The following is a 16,049-nucleotide window of genomic DNA, read 5'->3' on the forward strand; positions in this document are numbered from 1 at the left end:
TACGGGACGGACGAGAGCGCGGGGCGCAGGAGGGGAAAAGGACCATGGGGGTCAAGGGCGGGGCACGGCGGCGCACGGGCGCCGCACTGGGCGTGACCGGGCTGGTCGTACCGCTGGCGCTGGCCGTGGGCGCGGGGCCCGCGCAGGCGGCGTCGTCGTGCACGACGCAGGCCGGGCCGTACCAGAAGCAGGTCGAGAAGTTCCTGGGCAGGCCGGTCGACGGCCGGCAGTCCACGGCGGACTGCCAGGCGATCCGGTCGTTCCAGAAGACGCACGGCATCACGCCGGCCGCCGGCTACGCCGGTCCGCTGACCTGGCGCACGATGGACACGATCCTGAAGCAGCGGGCCGCCGGGAAGACGCCCAACAAGGCGGGCGCCTGCCCGGTCAACAAGGGCCGGATCGCCTGCGTCGACCTGACCCGGCAGCTCAGCTGGGTCCAGGACGGGGCGAAGCTGGTGTACGGGCCGGTGCCGGTCCGCACGGGCCGGGACGGTGCGGAGACCCGCACGGGCGCGCGGAAGGTCTACCACCGCAGCCTCAACCACTGGTCGACGATCTACAAGGTGTGGATGCCGTACTCGCAGTTCTTCGACGGCGGGCAGGCGTTCCACTCGACCACCAAGTCCATGTACAACCCGCCGGGTTCCGGGGGCTGCGTCAACATGCGGCCCGCCGACGCGAAGGCATACTGGAACCTGCTGCGGAACGGCGACGACGTGTTCGTGTACGGGCGCAAGCCCGGTACGTGACGCGCCGCTCCGGGCCGCGTTGTCAGTGCCCTCCGGTAGCTTCCCCGAAAGACGGAAGGCACAGCGCGACAGGGGTGGACGCGATGGCGGATGTGGCGGCTCCGGAGGTCCTGGAGGCCCGGCTCGAGGAGTACCGCAAGGAGCTGACCGGCTACTGCTACCGGATGCTCGGCTCGGCCTTCGAGGCGGAGGACGCCGTGCAGGACACGATGGTCCGCGCCTGGCGCGCCCTCGACCGGTTCGAGGGCCGTTCGTCGCTGCGCTCCTGGCTGTACCGGATCGCGACGAACGTCTGCATGGACGCGCTCCACGCGGGCAACCGCCGGGCCCGCCCGATGGACCTCACGGCGTCGACGCCCGTCGCGCAGGCCCAGCTCACCGCCCGCCCCGAGGCCACCTGGCTGGAGCCGGTGCCCGACGGGCGGGTGCTGCCGCAGGCCGCCGACCCCGCGGAGGCGGCCCTGGCCCGCGAGTCGGTGCGCCTGGCGTTCGTCGCGGCGCTCCAGCACCTGCCGGCCAGGCAGCGGGCGGTGCTGATCCTGCGGGAGGTGCTGGCCTGGAAGGCGAGCGAGGTGGCCGAGCTGCTGGACACCTCGGTCGCGTCGGTGAACAGCGCGCTCCAGCGGGCCCGGGCGACGCTCGCCGCGTCGAGACCGGCCCGCACGGACGCGGCCGACCCGCTGGACGAGGAGCAGAAGGACCTCCTGGACCGGTACGTGGCGGCGTTCGAGGCGTACGACATGGCGGCGCTGACGGCGCTGCTCCACGAGGACGCGACGCTGTCCATGCCGCCCTACGACCTCTGGCTGCGCGGCCACGACGACATCGTGGGCTGGATGCTGGGGGTCGGCGCGGTCTGCCGGGGCTCGCGCCTGGTGGCGACGGCGGCGAACGGCACGCCGGCGTTCGCGCACTACCACCCGGACCCGGCGGGCGGGTTCACCCCGTGGGCGCTCATGGTCGTCGAGGTCGTCGACGGGAAGGTCTCGGGGATCACGTCCTTCCTGGACGTGAAGCGGTGGTTCCCGCTGTTCGGCCTCCCGGATCGTCTGGAGGCCTGAGCAGCCGGTCCGCGAGCCCGACCAGCGTCAGCAGGGCCCGCAGGTCGGGCCGCGCGTTCCGCACGGTGAGCGGGTGGCCCAGGCGGTGGGCGGTCAGGTGCAGCCGGGCGAGCGCGTCGACGGCGGCCAGGCCGGGACGTACGAGCGCGGCCGCGTCGACGGTGGCCGCCGCGCCCGGGGCGGCGCCGTCGAGGAGCGCGGCCAGCTCGCCGCACAGGCGTGGCGCGTCGGCGGGCTCGATCAGCCCGCCGACGCGCAGAACGATCGGATCCGTGTCATCCACACCAGACCAGACCCCCACCGCGCCCGGAACTCATCGGGCGCGGCGGGGGTCGGGTCCGGCGCGTGCGGGGCGGGCGACCGCCGCCCGCCTGTCACCCACCGCCGAGGCGGTCGGGTCCGGCGCGTGCGGGGCGGGCCGCCGGGCGGCCCGCCGCGCGGGTGTCAGGCGATGCGGTCGAGGACGATCGGCCGCGGGGTGAAGGCGGTGCCCGCCGGGGCGACGTCCCAGGCGCCCTCCAGGGACTTCAGGGCGTAGTCGAACTTCTCCGGCGTGTCGGTGTGCAGCGTCATCAGCGGCTGGCCGGCGGTGACCGTGTCGCCCGGCTTGGCGTGCAGCTCCACACCGGCGCCCGCCTGCACCGGGTCCTCCTTGCGGGCGCGGCCCGCACCGAGGCGCCAGGCGGCGACGCCGACGCCGTACGCGTCGAGGCGGGTCAGGACGCCGGAGGAGGCGGCGGTCACGACGTGCTGCTCGCGGGCGACCGGCAGCTCGGCGTCCGGGTCGCCGCCCTGCGCGGCGATCATGCGGCGCCACACGTCCATCGCGGAGCCGTCGGCGAGGGCCTTCGCCGGGTCGGCGTCCTTGATGCCGGCCGCGTCGAGCATCTCGCGGGCGAGCGCGACGGTCAGTTCGACGACGTCGGCGGGGCCGCCGCCGGCGAGGACCTCGACGGACTCGCGGACCTCCAGGGCGTTGCCCGCCGTCAGGCCCAGCGGTGTCGACATGTCGGTGAGCAGGGCGACCGTGCGCACGCCGTGGTCGGTGCCCAGGCCGACCATGGTGGAGGCCAGCTCGCGGGCGTCGTCGATGTTCTTCATGAAGGCGCCGGAGCCGACCTTCACGTCCAGGACGAGCGAGCCCGTCCCCTCGGCGATCTTCTTCGACATGATCGAGGAGGCGATCAGCGGGATCGCCTCGACCGTGCCGGTCACGTCGCGCAGCGCGTACAGCTTCTTGTCGGCCGGGGCGAGGCCGTCGCCCGCCGCGCAGATCACGGCGCCGGTCGTGTCGAGGACGTGCAGCATCTCCTCGTTGGACAGCAGGGCGCGCCAGCCGGGGATGGACTCCAGCTTGTCGAGGGTGCCGCCGGTGTGGCCGAGGCCCCGGCCGCTGAGCTGCGGCACGGCGGCGCCGCACGCGGCGACGAGCGGGGCGAGCGGCAGCGTGATCTTGTCGCCGACGCCGCCGGTGGAGTGCTTGTCGGCGGTGGGGCGGGAGAGCGAGGAGAAGTCCATCCGCTCACCCGAGGCGATCATGGCGGCGGTCCAGCGGGCGATCTCCGCCCGGTTCATGCCGTTGAGCAGGATCGCCATCGCGAGGGACGACATCTGCTCGTCGGCGACCTCGCCGCGTGTGTACGCGTCGATGACCCAGTCGATCTGCTCCGGGGTCAGTTCGCCCCGGTCCCGCTTCGTGCGGATGACGGAAATCGCGTCCATGGGCTCAGTGTTCCTTCCAGCGGGCTACGACGAAGCGTCTACGCGCATAGAGACAGGGGGTGGCGCGGCCCCTCCCACCCGGGGGAAGGGAGGGGCCGCGCCCCACTCGGGGACTGTGAAGACACGACCTAGGTGAGGTGCGCGGGGCCGAACGCCTGCGGCAGCATCTCGTCCAGCGTCCGTACGCCGTCCGGGGTGTCCAGCAGCAGCTCGCCGCCGCCGAACTCGAACAGCAGCTGCCGGCAGCGACCGCAGGGCACGAGCGTCTCGCCGCGGCCGTCCACGCACACGAAGTGCGTGAGCCGGCCGCCGCCCGTGGCCTGGAGCTGGGAGACGAGCCCGCACTCGGCGCACAGGCCGATGCCGTACGAGGCGTTCTCCACGTTGCAGCCGGTGACCGTGCGGCCGTCGTCGACGGTGGCCGCCGCCCCGACCGGGTAGCCGGAGTACGGCGCGTACGCGTGGGACATGGCGTCCCGCGCGGCGGCGTACAGGGCGTCCCAGTCGAAGGAGGACGGCTCCGCGGCGACGGTCACTTGCCCTGGCCCTTCTTGTAGGGCAGGCCGTCGGCCTTGGGCATCCTCAGCCGCTGCGCGGACAGGGCCAGCACGAGCAGCGTCGTGACGTACGGCGCGGCGTCGACGAACTGGCTGGGCAGGGTGTCCGTCATCGCGTACCAGGCGAAGAGGACGGCGGCGGAGACGGCGGAGACGGCGGCCGCCACGTACTTCTTCTTGTACAGCGTCCACACCAGTGCGATGACCAGCAGGATCGCCAGCAGGAGCAGCATCGCGTGGACGTTCTCGGCGCCGCCGCGCAGCTTGAGGCTGTCGGTGAAGCCGAACAGGCCGGCACCCAGGGCCAGGCCGCCCGGCATCCAGTTGCCGAAGATCATCGCCGCGAGGCCGATGAAGCCGCGGCCGCCGGTCTGGCCCTCCTGGTAGATGCCGGTCGACACGATCGCCAGGAACGCGCCGCCGAGGCCGGCGAGGGCGCCGGAGACGAGGACGGCGATGTACTTGTACTTGTAGACGTTGACGCCCAGGGACTCGGCGGCGACCGGGTTCTCGCCGCAGGAGCGCAGCCGCAGGCCGAAGCCGGTGCGCCACAGGATCCACCAGGTGGCGGGGATCAGCAGCAGCGCGACCACGGTCAGCAGCGACAGGTTGGTGATCACACCGCCGATCACGCCGGCCAGGTCGGAGACGAAGAACCAGTGCCTGGCCTGGAGGTCGCCCAGCCAGTCCGACAGCCCGGGAACGGTGATGCGGTCGATCGCCTCGATGCGCGGGGACTGCTTGGAGGAGCCGCCGGGGGCCTCGGCGAACGTGAAGTTCGACAGGTACTGGGTGGCTCCGAGGGCCAGGATGTTGATCGCCACACCGGAGACGATGTGGTTGACGTTGAAGCTGACCGTCATGACCGCGTGCAGCAGACCGCCGAGCGCGCCGCCGACGAGGCCGAGCAGGACGCCGGTCCACGGGCCCCACTGGTAGCCGGCCCAGGCGCCGAACCAGGTCCCGAGGATCATCATGCCCTCGAGGCCGATGTTGACCACGCCGGCCCGCTCGGCCCACAGGCCGCCGAGGCCGGCCAGGCCGATCGGCACGGCCAGCTGGAGGGCGCCGGACACCTGGCCGACCGAGGTCAGGTCGTTGGCGCCGCTGATGACGCGGACCAGCGAGAACAGCGCGAGACCGGCCGCGATGATCAGCAGGATGACGGGCAGGGACAGCCTGCGGCGCCCGCCGCCCTTCCGCGGCGCGGTCGCCGCGGGGGTAACAGTGCTCGTGGACTCGCTCATGCCGCCACGTCCTCCTTGTTCTTGCGGGCCTGGGCGGCGAGCTCCTCGCCCACCTTCTGCTGCTGCCGGCGGAGCCCGTACTGCCGGACGAGTTCGTACGACACGACCACCGCGATCACGATGAGACCCTTCATGATCGTGGTGATCTCCTTCGGGTAGCCGTACTGGTCCAGCGAGGCGGACGCCTTCTCCAGGAAGGAGATGAGCAGCGCGGCGAAGAAGAGGCCGAGGGGGTTGTTCCGGCCGAGCAGGGCGATGGTGATGCCCGTGAAGCCGACACCGGCCGGGAAGGCCAGGCTGTAGGTGTGGGTCTGGCCGAGCAGCAGGGGCAGACCGGTGAGGCCCGCGATGCCGCCGGAGATCAGCATGGCGGTGAGCACCATCTTCTTGGCGTCGACGCCGCTCGCCTGGGCGGCGGACTCGCTGGCGCCGGTGGCGCGCAGGTCGAAGCCGAACCGGGTGCGGTTGAGGACGAACCAGTAGACGACGCCGAGGGCGAAGGCGACGAAGGTGAAGCCGTAGATGTTGCCGCCCTCGACCGCCAGGCCGGTCATCCAGCCCGACTCGGCGATCTCGCCGGTGGTGAGGTCGTTGGAGCCCTTCAGCTGCTCGCCGAGGTTGGCGGGCAGGATCAGCCAGGCGATCAGGCTGGTCGCGATGGCGTTGAGCATGATCGTCGAGACGACCTCGCTGACGCCGCGGGTGGTCTTCAGGAAGCCGGCGACGCCGGCCCAGAAGGCGCCCACGAGGACCGCGACGAGCACGATCAGCAGGACGTGCAGCGGGCCCGGCAGCTCGACGGACGCGCCGACCACGGCGGCGACCATCGCGGCGAGGCGGTACTGGCCGTCGACACCGATGTTGAACAGGTTCATCCGGAAGCCGATGGCGACGGCCAGGGCTGCCAGGTAGTACGTGCCCGTCTGGTTCAGGATGAGGACCTGGATGTCCGGGTACTCGGCTTCCTGGATCATCAGGCTGTAGGGCTCGATCGGGTCGAGGCCCGAGACGAGCAGGACGAGCGTGGTGAGGACGAAGGCCACGGCCAGGGCGAGCGCCGGGCCCGCGATGCCCAGCAGCACCTTGTCCTTGTCGAACTTCTTCATCGGCCTTCACCGTCCGCGTCGTGGTTGTGCTCAAGGTGGCCGGTGGCGGCGCCGGTCATGGCCGAGCCCAGCTCCTCGGGGGTGATCGTGGCGGGGTCCGCGTCCGCGACCAGGCGGCCGCGGTACATCACCCGCAGGGTGTCGGAGAGCCCGATCAGCTCGTCCAGGTCGGCGGAGATCAGCAGCACCGCGAGGCCCTCGCGGCGGGCTTCCCGGATCTGGTCCCAGATCTGCGCCTGTGCGCCGACGTCCACACCGCGGGTGGGGTGGGCGGCGATCAGGAACTTCGGGTTGTGGCTCATCTCGCGGCCGACGATCAGCTTCTGCTGGTTGCCGCCGGAGAGGGACGCAGCGGTGACCTCGATGCCGGGGGTGCGCACGTCGTACTCGCGCACGATCCTCTCGGTGTCCTGGCGGGCCGCCTTCGGGTCGAGGATGCCGCGCCTGCTGTTGGGCGCCTCGGTGACGTGGCCGAGGATGCGGTTCTCCCACAGCGGGGACTCCAGCAGCAGGCCGTGGCGGTGGCGGTCCTCGGGGATGTAGCCGATGCCGCCCTCGCGGCGCTTGCGCGTGGAGGCGCGGGAGACGTCCCGGCCGTCGAGGGTGATGACGCCGCCGTCGGGGGCGCGCATGCCGATCAGGGCCTCGATCAGCTCGGTCTGGCCGTTGCCCTCCACGCCGGCGATGCCCAGGACCTCGCCCTTGTGGATGGTGAACGTGATCCCGCCGAGGACCTCGCGGACCACGCCGTCGGGGTCGGTCTGCGCGAGGCGCAGGCCGTCGACCTGGAGCATCGGCACGTCGGTGACCGTCGACTCGCGGGTCTCGGGCGAGGGCAGCTCGCTGCCGACCATCAGCTCGGCGAGCTGCTTGGGCGTGGTGGTCTTCGGGTCGGCCGTGCCCACCGTCGTACCGCGCCGGATGACGGTGATGTCGTCGGCGACGGACAGCACCTCGCCCAGCTTGTGGGAGATGAAGATGACGGTGAGGCCCTCCGCCTTGAGCTCGCGCAGGTTGTCGAAGAGCGCGTCGACCTCCTGCGGGACGAGCACGGCGGTCGGCTCGTCGAGGATCAGCGTGCGGGCGCCGCGGTAGAGGACCTTGAGGATCTCCACGCGCTGGCGGTCGGCGACGCCGAGCTGCTCGACGAGCGCGTCGGGGCGGATGTTCAGCCCGTACGCGTCGGAGATCTCCTTGATCTTGTCGCGGGCGCGGGAGCCGATGCCGTGGAGCTTCTCGCCGCCGAGGACGACGTTCTCCAGCACCGTGAGGTTGTCCGCCAGCATGAAGTGCTGGTGGACCATGCCGATGCCGGTCGCGATGGCGTCGGCGGGGCTGGCGAAGGAGACCTGGTTGCCGTCGATCGTGATGGTGCCCTCGTCCGGCTTCTGCATGCCGTAGAGGATCTTCATCAGGGTCGACTTGCCGGCACCGTTCTCACCGACCAGGGCGTGGACGGTGCCCTTGCGGATGGTGATGTCGATGTCGTGGTTGGCGACGACGCCGGGGAAGCGCTTGGTGATGCCGCGCAGTTCCACGGCAGGGGGGCTGGACGCGTTGATGACGCACTCTCCTTGGCGAGAAAGGAGCGAAGAAGCAGGAGGACGGGCGGGCACGCTGGGCACGGTGGGGCTCGGTGTGGCCGAAGTTATCGCGCCGGAGAGGGTTCTACGCGCGTAGCGATCCCTGATGCCAAAAACCCATGGCCAGGACGTGACCCGGGGTCCGGAGGGCGGTGGGGACACCGTCCTCCGGACCCCTGGGTCGGGGTCCCGGCCCCGTGACTGGGTTACGGGGCGGTGTTGACCTTGACCTTGCCGGACGCGATGTCGGCCTTGGCCTTGTCGACCGCGGCGGTGACCTCGGTCAGCTTGGTGAAGGCCGGGTTCGAGGTGGACAGGCCCACGCCGTTCGCGTCGAGGCCGTAGCGGACCTCACCGCTCTGCGGCTTGCCGTCCTTGACCGACTTGATCAGGTTGTAGACGGAGCCGGAGACGTCCTTGGTCACCGAGGTGAGGATGTACTCCTTGTACGCGGCGAGACCGGACTGGTTGTACTGGTCCGAGTCGACGCCGATGGCCCACTTCTTGGCCTTGGCGGCGGCCTCGATGGAGCCGGAGCCGGCGAGGCCGGCCGCCGCGTAGATCACGTCGGCGCCCGCGTCGATCTGGCCCTGCGCGGCGGCCTTGCCCAGGTCGGGCTTGGAGAAGCCACCGAAGTCCGGCGGCTGCGTCAGGTACTGGACCTTGACGTTGACGTTCTTGTTGGTGTCCTTGACGCCCTGGACGAAGCCCGCCTCGAACTTCTTGATGAGCGGGGTCTCGACGCCGCCGATGAAGCCGACGGTGTTCGACTTGGTCACCTTGGCGGCGGCGACGCCGGCCAGGTAGGAGCCCTGCTCCTCGTTGAAGACCAGGTTGGCGATGTTCTTGCCGGTCTTCGACGTGTCGTCGATCAGACCGAACGTGGTGTCCGGGAACTTCGGCGCGACCTCGGCGATGGCCGGGGCGTACGCGAAGCCGACACCGATGACCGGGTTGTTGCCGGCGCGGGCGAGCGAGGTGAGGCGCTGGACCTTGTCCGGGTCGCCCTCGCCCTCGCTGGGCTCGGCCTCCGTGCCGGAGATGCCGAACTCCTTCTCGGCCTTCTCCAGACCGGCGAACGCGGCGTCGTTGAACGACTGGTCGCCGCGGCCACCGATGTCGTACGCGATGGCGGCCTTGCCGTCCTTCGCGTCGCCGGCGGTGTCCGACTTCTTGTCACTGCCACAGGCGGACACGCTGAGCGCGAGCGCCGCGGACGCGATGCCCGCGGTGGCGATCCTGGTGATCCGGCGCAAGGGGGGCTCCTTCGACCTGACCGAAGCGCCTCTTCCGGCGCTGGTTTCGCCGCGATCGTAACGCGCGTAGATGTCAGATAAAGCCCTGTACGGAAGCCGTTATCGATTCGTCGCGAACAGGCCGCCCGCAGGCCGCCTTCCGGCAGGGTGAAGCTGGTACGGGACTCCCCAGCGTGTCCCGCCGACCACGGGTTGTCCACGCGGCGCCCGGCGGACGGACGGAGGTTCACCCGGCCGGAGCAACGGCGGGTTCCGGCCAGTCGGGCGACGGCCGTACGGGGCCGGCTCCGGGTCCCGCTCCCCCGCCGAACGACGAGCGCGCGGGTGGCGGCCCTCCCTGCGCGCAGCGGTCCCCTCGTGTGGGGGGTGCGCCTGCTGGGCCGTCGGGTGGGGACCACGGGCGGCGTTCCGGCCGAGGTGTTCCCGTGCCGCAGACGGTGATCCCCTTGCGGCACCCGCGCACTCGACCGGCACGCACGGCGCCGCCTGACGCGGTTCCCGGACGGACGCGGGAGACCGAGTCCGCTAGGTGTCCTGCGAGCCGGCCGCCAAGCTCCTCCCGCGGCGTACGGGTCGCCGACGGACGTGGGTTTCGGAGGTGTGGGGTGCGGTGACGACGCTGTGGTCGGGGATGGTTCGCGCGGCGAGGGTGACTCCGCTGGCGATCCGGCAGTCGCGGCCGAGCGCGAGACCGGGGCCGAGACTGATGCTGTTGCCGGTCTGGACCCGGTCGCCGATCAGTGCGCCGAAGCGCGGCGTGCCGCACCGGTAGAGACCGTCAGGAGTGCGCAGGACGATCTCTCGCTCGGGGTTGCTCATGTGGGTGCTCCACATGCTGATGGCCGCGACCGTCAGGTTGGCGGACAGGTGGGCGTCAGCGCCGACGAGGGTGCGGTTGATCCCGATGCGGTGGCCGAGGATCGCCCGTTCACCGAGGAACGAGCGGGTGACTTCGCAGTTGAAACCGACCGAGACGTCGGAGCAGAGCACAGAGCCGTCACGGACGGTGGAGAACTCCCACACCCGTACACGGGGACCGATGATCACGTCATCGCCGATGAGCGCGGTCGGGTGGATCTGCGCGGTGGGGTGGACGCGGTACGGGAGGCGGGACAGGGCCTGGCGGTGCCAGTCCTCCCAGAGCACGAGGAAGTCGGTCAGTTCTGTCTCCTCCATCTGCTCGTAGGGGGTACCGGCCAGCATTCCGCCGGTGGGGACGGTGAGGTAGTCGCCGAGGTGGATGTCCGGCATCGGTGGCCTTTCGGGATGTGGTGAGTGGCTCAGCCCCGGAATGGCTAGCATCACCGGCACCGGAACCGAGGAACGGAGAGTTCGTCCGTGAGGCACCCGCGCGTGGGCGTCGCCATTTTGACCATGGGCACACGACCTGCCGAGCTGGCCGAGCTCCTTGAGTCGGTCGCCGGGCAGGACACACCTGCCACGCGGGTGGTGGTCGTCGGCAACGGCTCGCCGCTGCCGTCCCTGCCGGACGAGGTGACAGGTATCGAGCTGCCGGAGAACCTGGGGATCTCCGGTGGCCGCAACGTCGCTCTGGCCCGGCTGAGGGAGTTCGGCGACGTCGATGTGGTGGTGAACCTGGACGATGACGGTCTGCTGATCAGCCCGGATGTCTTCACTCGGCTTACCCGCCTGTTCGCGGCGGACCCGCGTCTGGGAATCGTCGGTTTTCGTATCGCCGATGAGCGGGGCCGCACCCAGCGCCGTCACGTTCCGCGCCTACGTGCGGCGGATCCGATGCGGGGCGGGCCGGTCACCACTTTCCTCGGTGGCGGGCACGGGCTGTCCATGCGGATGCTTCAGGAGGTCGGTGACTGGCCTGAGCCGTTCTTCTACGCACACGAGGAGACCGACCTCTCCTGGCGGGCGCTGGACGCGGACTGGAAGGTGCTCTACGAGCCCCGTCTGGTGCTCCGACATCCGTGGACGTCGCCGACCCGGCACGCGGTCTTCCACCGCATGGTCGCCCGCAATCGGGTCTGGCTCGCCAAGAGGCACCTTCCAGCCCTCCTCGTCCCCGTCTACCTGGGTGTCTGGATCGGACTCACGATCGTCCGCACCCGTTCTGCGACGGATCTGCGGGCCTGGTTCGGCGGCTTCGCCGAGGGTGTGCGCACCGCGTGCCCGCCCCGTCGGCCGATGCGATGGTCCACAGTCCGGCGTATGACCCGCCTGGGCCGGCCGCCGATCGTCTGATCAGGCAGTCGAGCCTTCGGATTCGGCCCGGAGCCACCCGGGGATCGCTCCGGGCGTCTTGCTCAACCAGTTCGTGTAGCGGATCACCCCCTCCTTGACGGTGATCGCCGGTCGCCAGCCGAGCACCGATTCCATGCGGTGGGTGGCCGCGTAGCCACCGAGCGGGTCACCAGGCGGCATCGGCGTCTCCACGAATCGGGTCCCCGGGTATCGCTCGGCGACCAGTTCGGCCACGGTTCGGATGGTCGTGGGGTTGCCGGTGCCGATGTTGACCGTTTCGTTGTGGGCTCGCGGGGCGACCAGGGCTCGTACGGTGGCAGCGGCGACGTCGTCGACGTGGACCAGGTCCCGGACCTGGTGACCGCCGCCGTTGAGATGCAACGGCAGCCCCAGAGCGGCACGGGTGGCGAACCAGGCCACCACCCACGAATGGCTGTTCTCCTTGATCACCTGCGGCTCACCGTAGACGGAGAAGTACCGCACGATCGTGTATGAAGTGCCTCGAGAGCCCAGGATGAGGGTGGTCTGCGTCTCACCCCATGCCTTGGTGTTGGCGTAGACGGACATCGGCCGCAAAGCCGTGTGCTCGTGGAACTGCGGCGGCACCCGGCCGTACACCGTTTCCAGCAGCTTCCGCACCGTCCGGTGCTCCTCGCACGGACGTGCCCGGCCCTCCGGGGCTCCATTGCCGTAGACGCTGGCAGAGGAGACGAAGACCAGCCGGCGGATCCGCTCGCAGGCAGCCACCGCGTCAAGCAGTACCTGAGTTCCGATGACGTTGGTGTGGATCGCGGCGATGGGTGTGCGGGTGCACGCGGCGACATCCGCGAGGGCGGCGGCGTGGATCACGTAGTCGCACTCGGCCAGCACCTTCCTGAGCAGGCCCGGGTTCTGGATGTTGCCGACGATGACGTCCGGACGGGTGGGGTCGACGCCGAACAGGTCGCGGTAGGTGTGTCGGGGGTACGCGTCCAGCGAGCACAGGGAGATCGGGCGGGCCCCGGCCCGGCGCAGGCAACCGGTGATCCGGCTGCCGATCAGCCCGGCTCCACCGGTGACCAGCACGGTCCTGCCGACGAGTTCCTCCGTGTGGCTGTCGTACACGGCGCCTCCACGCTGTGGTGAGGTGTTCGGTGTCACCAGCCCGCCCGACGGGCCTGTTCGCGCTTGGCGATGAGCTGCTGGAACTGGATGGCGTACAGCTCCACCTGGTCGGGGGTCAGGACCAACGCCGACTCGGTGGTCCGGCCGTCGGTGTGGTGGAGCTGGATGCCCAGGGCAGCCTGCTGGGCGCGGTCGTCGTACATCACGTCGCGCTTCAGAGGCGTCGCGTGGGTGACCGATGCCCATGTGTCCTGCACCGCCGCGCTCTCCTTCATGTCTCTCACCCCTTGGGGATCGTCTGCGACCCGCTCCGTACGTGCCGCCCGTGCTCACGAGGACACCGCAGTCCGCCTGCCGAGGGCAGGTGCACCCGTATGGCGCGCACCCGATTTGCACGCGGCGTAAACGGCTTGCAACTCCTCGTAAAAAAGCGGTGCTTTGGCGGGACAATGTGCCCAGCAGGAGGTGAGCCGTGGACAGCACTCATCCGATCTGGCAGTCAGTAGCCATGCGTGATGCCCTCGCCCGCCGTGACGCCGGTGCGATCGTTCGGTTGGCCCGCCGCGCGGCTGACATCACCCTCGCCGATCTCGGCAGACAGGTCGGGTACACCGCCGCTTCCCTGTCCCGGATGGAGCGCGGCAAGCAGCCGATGCGGGACGTCCTGCTGCTTCGGCGGCTCGCCGGTTGTCTGGACATTCCGCCACACCTGCTCGGGCTCGCGCCGCGACACCGACCAGCGGCGCCGGACCGGTCCGGCGCCACTAGGGTGGGCCCGCAGACCCTGTTCGGTGAAGAGGGGGACGATCCAGTGCGACGCCGTCGACTCCTGGCCGCTGTGGCCGGAGCCACCACCAGTGCGGTTCTGGGGCCTTCCGCCGCCGCCCACGCTCCGGCGAAGCCGAGCCTGTCAGGGCTGGAGGACCTCTTGCTGCACCGGCAGCGCGGCCACGCCTCCGCCCTGGACCCCACCCCGTCGTCCGTGGTCGCGGCGGTGAACGCCTCCCGGCGGGACTTCGGCGCCTGCCGCTACGACGCTCTCGCCCGCGCCCTCCCGGCCCGGATCGCGCTCGCCCAGGCCCTCGGCGAGGACGGCCACCCGGAGAGGGGGGCGACCGCGGTCGCCGAGCTCTACACCACCGCGACCCGGCTGTGCATCAAGCTCGACGAAGACGCCCTGGCCGCCGTCACCGCCGACCGCGCCCTCACCGCGGCCGTCAACGGCGCGGACGCCCTTGCGGTCGCCGAGGCCCATCGCATGGTCTCGTCCGTATGGCGCCGCCAGGGTCACCACGGCCGCGCCACGGAAGTCGCCGTGGCCGCCGCACAGCAGCTGACCGGCGACCGCACCACCGACCTGACCGAACGGCTCTCCGTCCAGGGAAACCTGTACGCCACCGCCGCCTACACCGCCGCCAAGCAGGGCGACCGGCACGCCGCACGCGCCCTCATCGCCGAGGCCGAGGCCACAGCCGGGCAGCTCGGCCAGGACGCGCTGCTCCGAGGCAACGTCTTCGGTCCCAGCCAGGTCGTCCTCCACCAGATCTCCGTCAGCCACCTCCTCGGCGACGTGGGGCAGGCAGTCGAGCACGCCCGCCGAGTCGACGCCACCGCCCTGCCCACCACCGAGCGGCAGGCTCGGTACTGGATCGACGTCGCCCGCGCCTTCGACCAGTGGGGCAAGCCCGACCACTGTTACCAGGCGCTCCTGGCCGCCGAACGGGCTGCGCCGCAAGAGGTCCGCCGCAGCTCTGTCCGGGCCCTGGTAGCCGGACTCGTGCGTCACGACCGCGCCCTGCCCGGCGTACGGGCCTTCGCCCACCGCACCGGCGCCCTCACGGACCGGTGAGACCGCCGGGCCGACGTCCTCGTGGAGACGATCCGGACCGCGCGGGCGCCCGGCCGACACACCGGTGGTCACCGCGTACGTGTGTCGCGTCCTCACCGGGTGGGGGAGCCCCTACGGGAACCGGGCCCGGGTCCGGCGGGGCGGGCCCGGAGGGGCCCGGCGCGCGTACCGGCGTACGGGCGCGGGACCTCGGTGCCGGGGCACCGGCACCGGCACCGAGGAGGCGAACGTGGGGCCCGGTCCGGCCGCCCGCAGGCCACGGGGCCGCCCGCGGGTGACGCGGGGCGCCGGGCGGGGCGGCCGTGGGGGTCAGGCGCCCGCGTCGATCAGGGCCGCGGCGGTGAAGAGCTCCACGCCCACCGTGATCGCGGCCTCGTCCACGTCGAAGTTGCCCCGGTGCAGGTCGAGGTGGGTCGGGTCGCCCGGGCGGCGGACGCCCAGGCGGGCCATGGCGCCGGGGACGTGCTCCAGGTACCAGGAGAAGTCCTCGCCGCCCAGGGACTGCTCGGTGTTCTCCACCGAGTACGGGCCCCGGCGGCGCTCCATGGACTCGCGCAGGAGTTCCGTGACGACCGGGTCGTTGACGACCGGCGGGACGCCCCGGACGTAGTTGATCTGGGACTTGGCGCCGTGCAGCGTCGCGACCTCGTCGATCGCCGCGTGCACCTGGTCCGGCGCGCCGCGCCAGGCCTCCAGGTCGAGGCAGCGGACCGTGCCGCCCAGTTCGGCGTGCTGGGGGATGACGTTGGGGGCGTGGCCGGCCTCGATGCGGCCCCAGGTGAGGACCAGGCCGGAGCGCGCGTCGATGCGGCGGGCGAGGAGGGCCGGGACGTCGGCGGCGACCCGCGCGACGGCGGTGACCATGTCGGTGGTCAGGTGCGGGCGGGCCGTGTGGCCGCCGGGGCCGTCGAGGGTGACCTCCAGGCGGTCGCACGCGGAGGTGATGGGGCCGACGCGCAGGCCGATCTTGCCGGCGTCCACGCGCGGGTCGCAGTGGACGGCGATGATCCGGCCGACGCCGTCCAGGACGCCCGCCTCGATCGCGTCGACGGCGCCGCCGGGGAGGACCTCCTCGGCGGGCTGGAAGAGGAGGCGCACGGGGCGCGGCAGGAGGCCCTGGCGGTGCAGGTCCGCGAGGACGAGGCCGGCGCCGAGGACCGTGGTGGTGTGGACGTCGTGGCCGCAGGCGTGGGCGCGGTCCGGCACGGTCGAGCGGTACGCGCAGTCGACCTTGGTGTCCGGGATGGGCAGGGCGTCGATGTCCGCGCGCAGGGCGAGCATGGGGCGGTGGCCGTCCCAGGTGCCGATGTCGCAGATGAGCCCGGTGCCGCCGGGGAGGACCCGGGGGTGGAGACCGGCGGCCTCCAGCCGGGCCTTGAGGGCGGCGGTGGTGCGAAACTCCTGGTTGCCGAGCTCCGGGTGCATGTGCAGATCCCGGCGGAAGGCGATCAGCTCGGTACGGAGGGACTCCGGCAGCGTACCGAGGAGGGGCGTTTCGCCGGGAACGTCGGCTTCGGGCTCGCGGGACATCAACTTGTTCACCCATCACAGGGTAGGCGGCTTCACCCCCCAACTTACGTGTGATCTACAAAACTTCA

At 71.4% G+C, this 16,049-nt stretch carries 15 protein-coding genes and 1 pseudogene; 5 read left to right on the plus strand and 11 right to left on the minus strand.

What is annotated here, in order from left to right:
• Window positions 1-44 precede the first annotated feature (44 nt).
• On the plus strand, window positions 45-752 hold the full coding sequence (locus IE106_RS02420; protein WP_189529542.1) for a L,D-transpeptidase family protein: 708 nt from the start codon (window positions 45-47) through the stop codon (window positions 750-752).
• 83 nt (window positions 753-835) lie between these two features.
• Window positions 836-1,813: a sigma-70 family RNA polymerase sigma factor gene (locus IE106_RS02425; protein ID WP_189529543.1), complete on the plus strand. Its 978-nt coding sequence runs from the start codon at window positions 836-838 to the stop codon at window positions 1,811-1,813.
• On the opposite strand, the gene IE106_RS02430 is transcribed toward IE106_RS02425, so the two are convergent.
• The 8 genes from IE106_RS02430 to IE106_RS02465 form a co-directional block, all read right to left on the minus strand.
• The gene (locus tag IE106_RS02430) at window positions 1,746-2,096 is read right to left on the minus strand and encodes an STAS domain-containing protein (protein WP_189529544.1); all 351 of its coding nucleotides are present in this window, start codon (window positions 2,094-2,096) and stop codon (window positions 1,746-1,748) included. The genes IE106_RS02425 and IE106_RS02430 overlap by 68 nt on opposite strands.
• Window positions 2,097-2,257: 161 nt before the next feature.
• Window positions 2,258-3,535, minus strand: a complete 1,278-nt coding sequence (locus tag IE106_RS02435; protein WP_189529545.1) for a thymidine phosphorylase — start codon at window positions 3,533-3,535, stop codon at window positions 2,258-2,260.
• Window positions 3,536-3,663: 128 nt separating this feature from the next.
• The gene (locus tag IE106_RS02440) at window positions 3,664-4,071 is read right to left on the minus strand and encodes a cytidine deaminase (protein WP_189529546.1); all 408 of its coding nucleotides are present in this window, start codon (window positions 4,069-4,071) and stop codon (window positions 3,664-3,666) included.
• Window positions 4,068-5,339, minus strand: coding sequence for an ABC transporter permease (locus tag IE106_RS02445; RefSeq protein ID WP_189529547.1), 1,272 nt, complete (start codon window positions 5,337-5,339; stop codon window positions 4,068-4,070). The genes IE106_RS02440 and IE106_RS02445 overlap by 4 nt, the downstream gene beginning before the upstream one ends.
• The gene (locus tag IE106_RS02450; RefSeq protein WP_189529548.1) at window positions 5,336-6,445 is read right to left on the minus strand and encodes an ABC transporter permease; all 1,110 of its coding nucleotides are present in this window, start codon (window positions 6,443-6,445) and stop codon (window positions 5,336-5,338) included. Before IE106_RS02450 ends, IE106_RS02445 begins: the two co-directional genes overlap by 4 nt.
• Window positions 6,442-7,983: an ABC transporter ATP-binding protein gene (locus IE106_RS02455; protein WP_229839944.1), complete on the minus strand. Its 1,542-nt coding sequence runs from the start codon at window positions 7,981-7,983 to the stop codon at window positions 6,442-6,444. The genes IE106_RS02450 and IE106_RS02455 overlap by 4 nt, the downstream gene beginning before the upstream one ends.
• A gap of 251 nt (window positions 7,984-8,234) precedes the next feature.
• Window positions 8,235-9,284 (minus strand): BMP family lipoprotein, encoded by a 1,050-nt coding sequence (locus tag IE106_RS02460; protein WP_189529550.1) that lies wholly within the window; start codon window positions 9,282-9,284, stop codon window positions 8,235-8,237.
• Between the two features lie 525 nt (window positions 9,285-9,809).
• A complete protein-coding gene (locus IE106_RS02465; RefSeq protein WP_189529551.1) occupies window positions 9,810-10,535 on the minus strand; it encodes an LbetaH domain-containing protein in 726 nt (241 codons plus the stop codon).
• Between the two features lie 87 nt (window positions 10,536-10,622).
• Here IE106_RS02465 and IE106_RS02470 point away from each other — a divergent pair, with 87 nt between their 5' ends.
• Complete coding sequence (locus tag IE106_RS02470) at window positions 10,623-11,498, plus strand: glycosyltransferase family 2 protein (protein ID WP_189529552.1); 876 nt, start codon at window positions 10,623-10,625, stop codon at window positions 11,496-11,498.
• Here the strand turns inward: IE106_RS02470 and IE106_RS02475 are convergent, their stop codons facing one another.
• Together IE106_RS02475 and IE106_RS02480 are read right to left on the minus strand one after the other, a co-directional pair.
• On the minus strand, window positions 11,499-12,602 hold the full coding sequence (locus tag IE106_RS02475) for an NAD-dependent epimerase/dehydratase family protein (protein WP_189529553.1): 1,104 nt from the start codon (window positions 12,600-12,602) through the stop codon (window positions 11,499-11,501).
• A gap of 32 nt (window positions 12,603-12,634) precedes the next feature.
• Complete coding sequence (locus IE106_RS02480; RefSeq protein ID WP_189529554.1) at window positions 12,635-12,877, minus strand: hypothetical protein; 243 nt, start codon at window positions 12,875-12,877, stop codon at window positions 12,635-12,637.
• Window positions 12,878-13,110: 233 nt separating this feature from the next.
• Here IE106_RS02480 and IE106_RS30095 point away from each other — a divergent pair.
• Both IE106_RS30095 and IE106_RS02485 read left to right on the plus strand, forming a co-directional pair.
• A pseudogene (locus IE106_RS30095) lies at window positions 13,111-13,239 on the plus strand (hypothetical protein); the annotation flags it as partial.
• Window positions 13,240-13,530: 291 nt separating this feature from the next.
• The gene (locus IE106_RS02485) at window positions 13,531-14,451 is read left to right on the plus strand and encodes an XRE family transcriptional regulator (RefSeq protein WP_229839993.1); all 921 of its coding nucleotides are present in this window, start codon (window positions 13,531-13,533) and stop codon (window positions 14,449-14,451) included.
• A gap of 309 nt (window positions 14,452-14,760) precedes the next feature.
• On the opposite strand, the gene IE106_RS02490 is transcribed toward IE106_RS02485, so the two are convergent.
• Window positions 14,761-15,981 carry an amidohydrolase gene (locus tag IE106_RS02490; RefSeq protein ID WP_189529962.1) on the minus strand — a complete coding sequence of 407 codons (1,221 nt, stop codon included), beginning with the start codon at window positions 15,979-15,981 and terminating at the stop codon, window positions 14,761-14,763.
• Between the last annotated feature and the right edge of the window lie 68 nt (window positions 15,982-16,049).

Source organism: Streptomyces roseolilacinus (genome assembly GCF_014649335.1).
GTDB lineage: Bacteria > Actinomycetota > Actinomycetes > Streptomycetales > Streptomycetaceae > Streptomyces > Streptomyces roseolilacinus.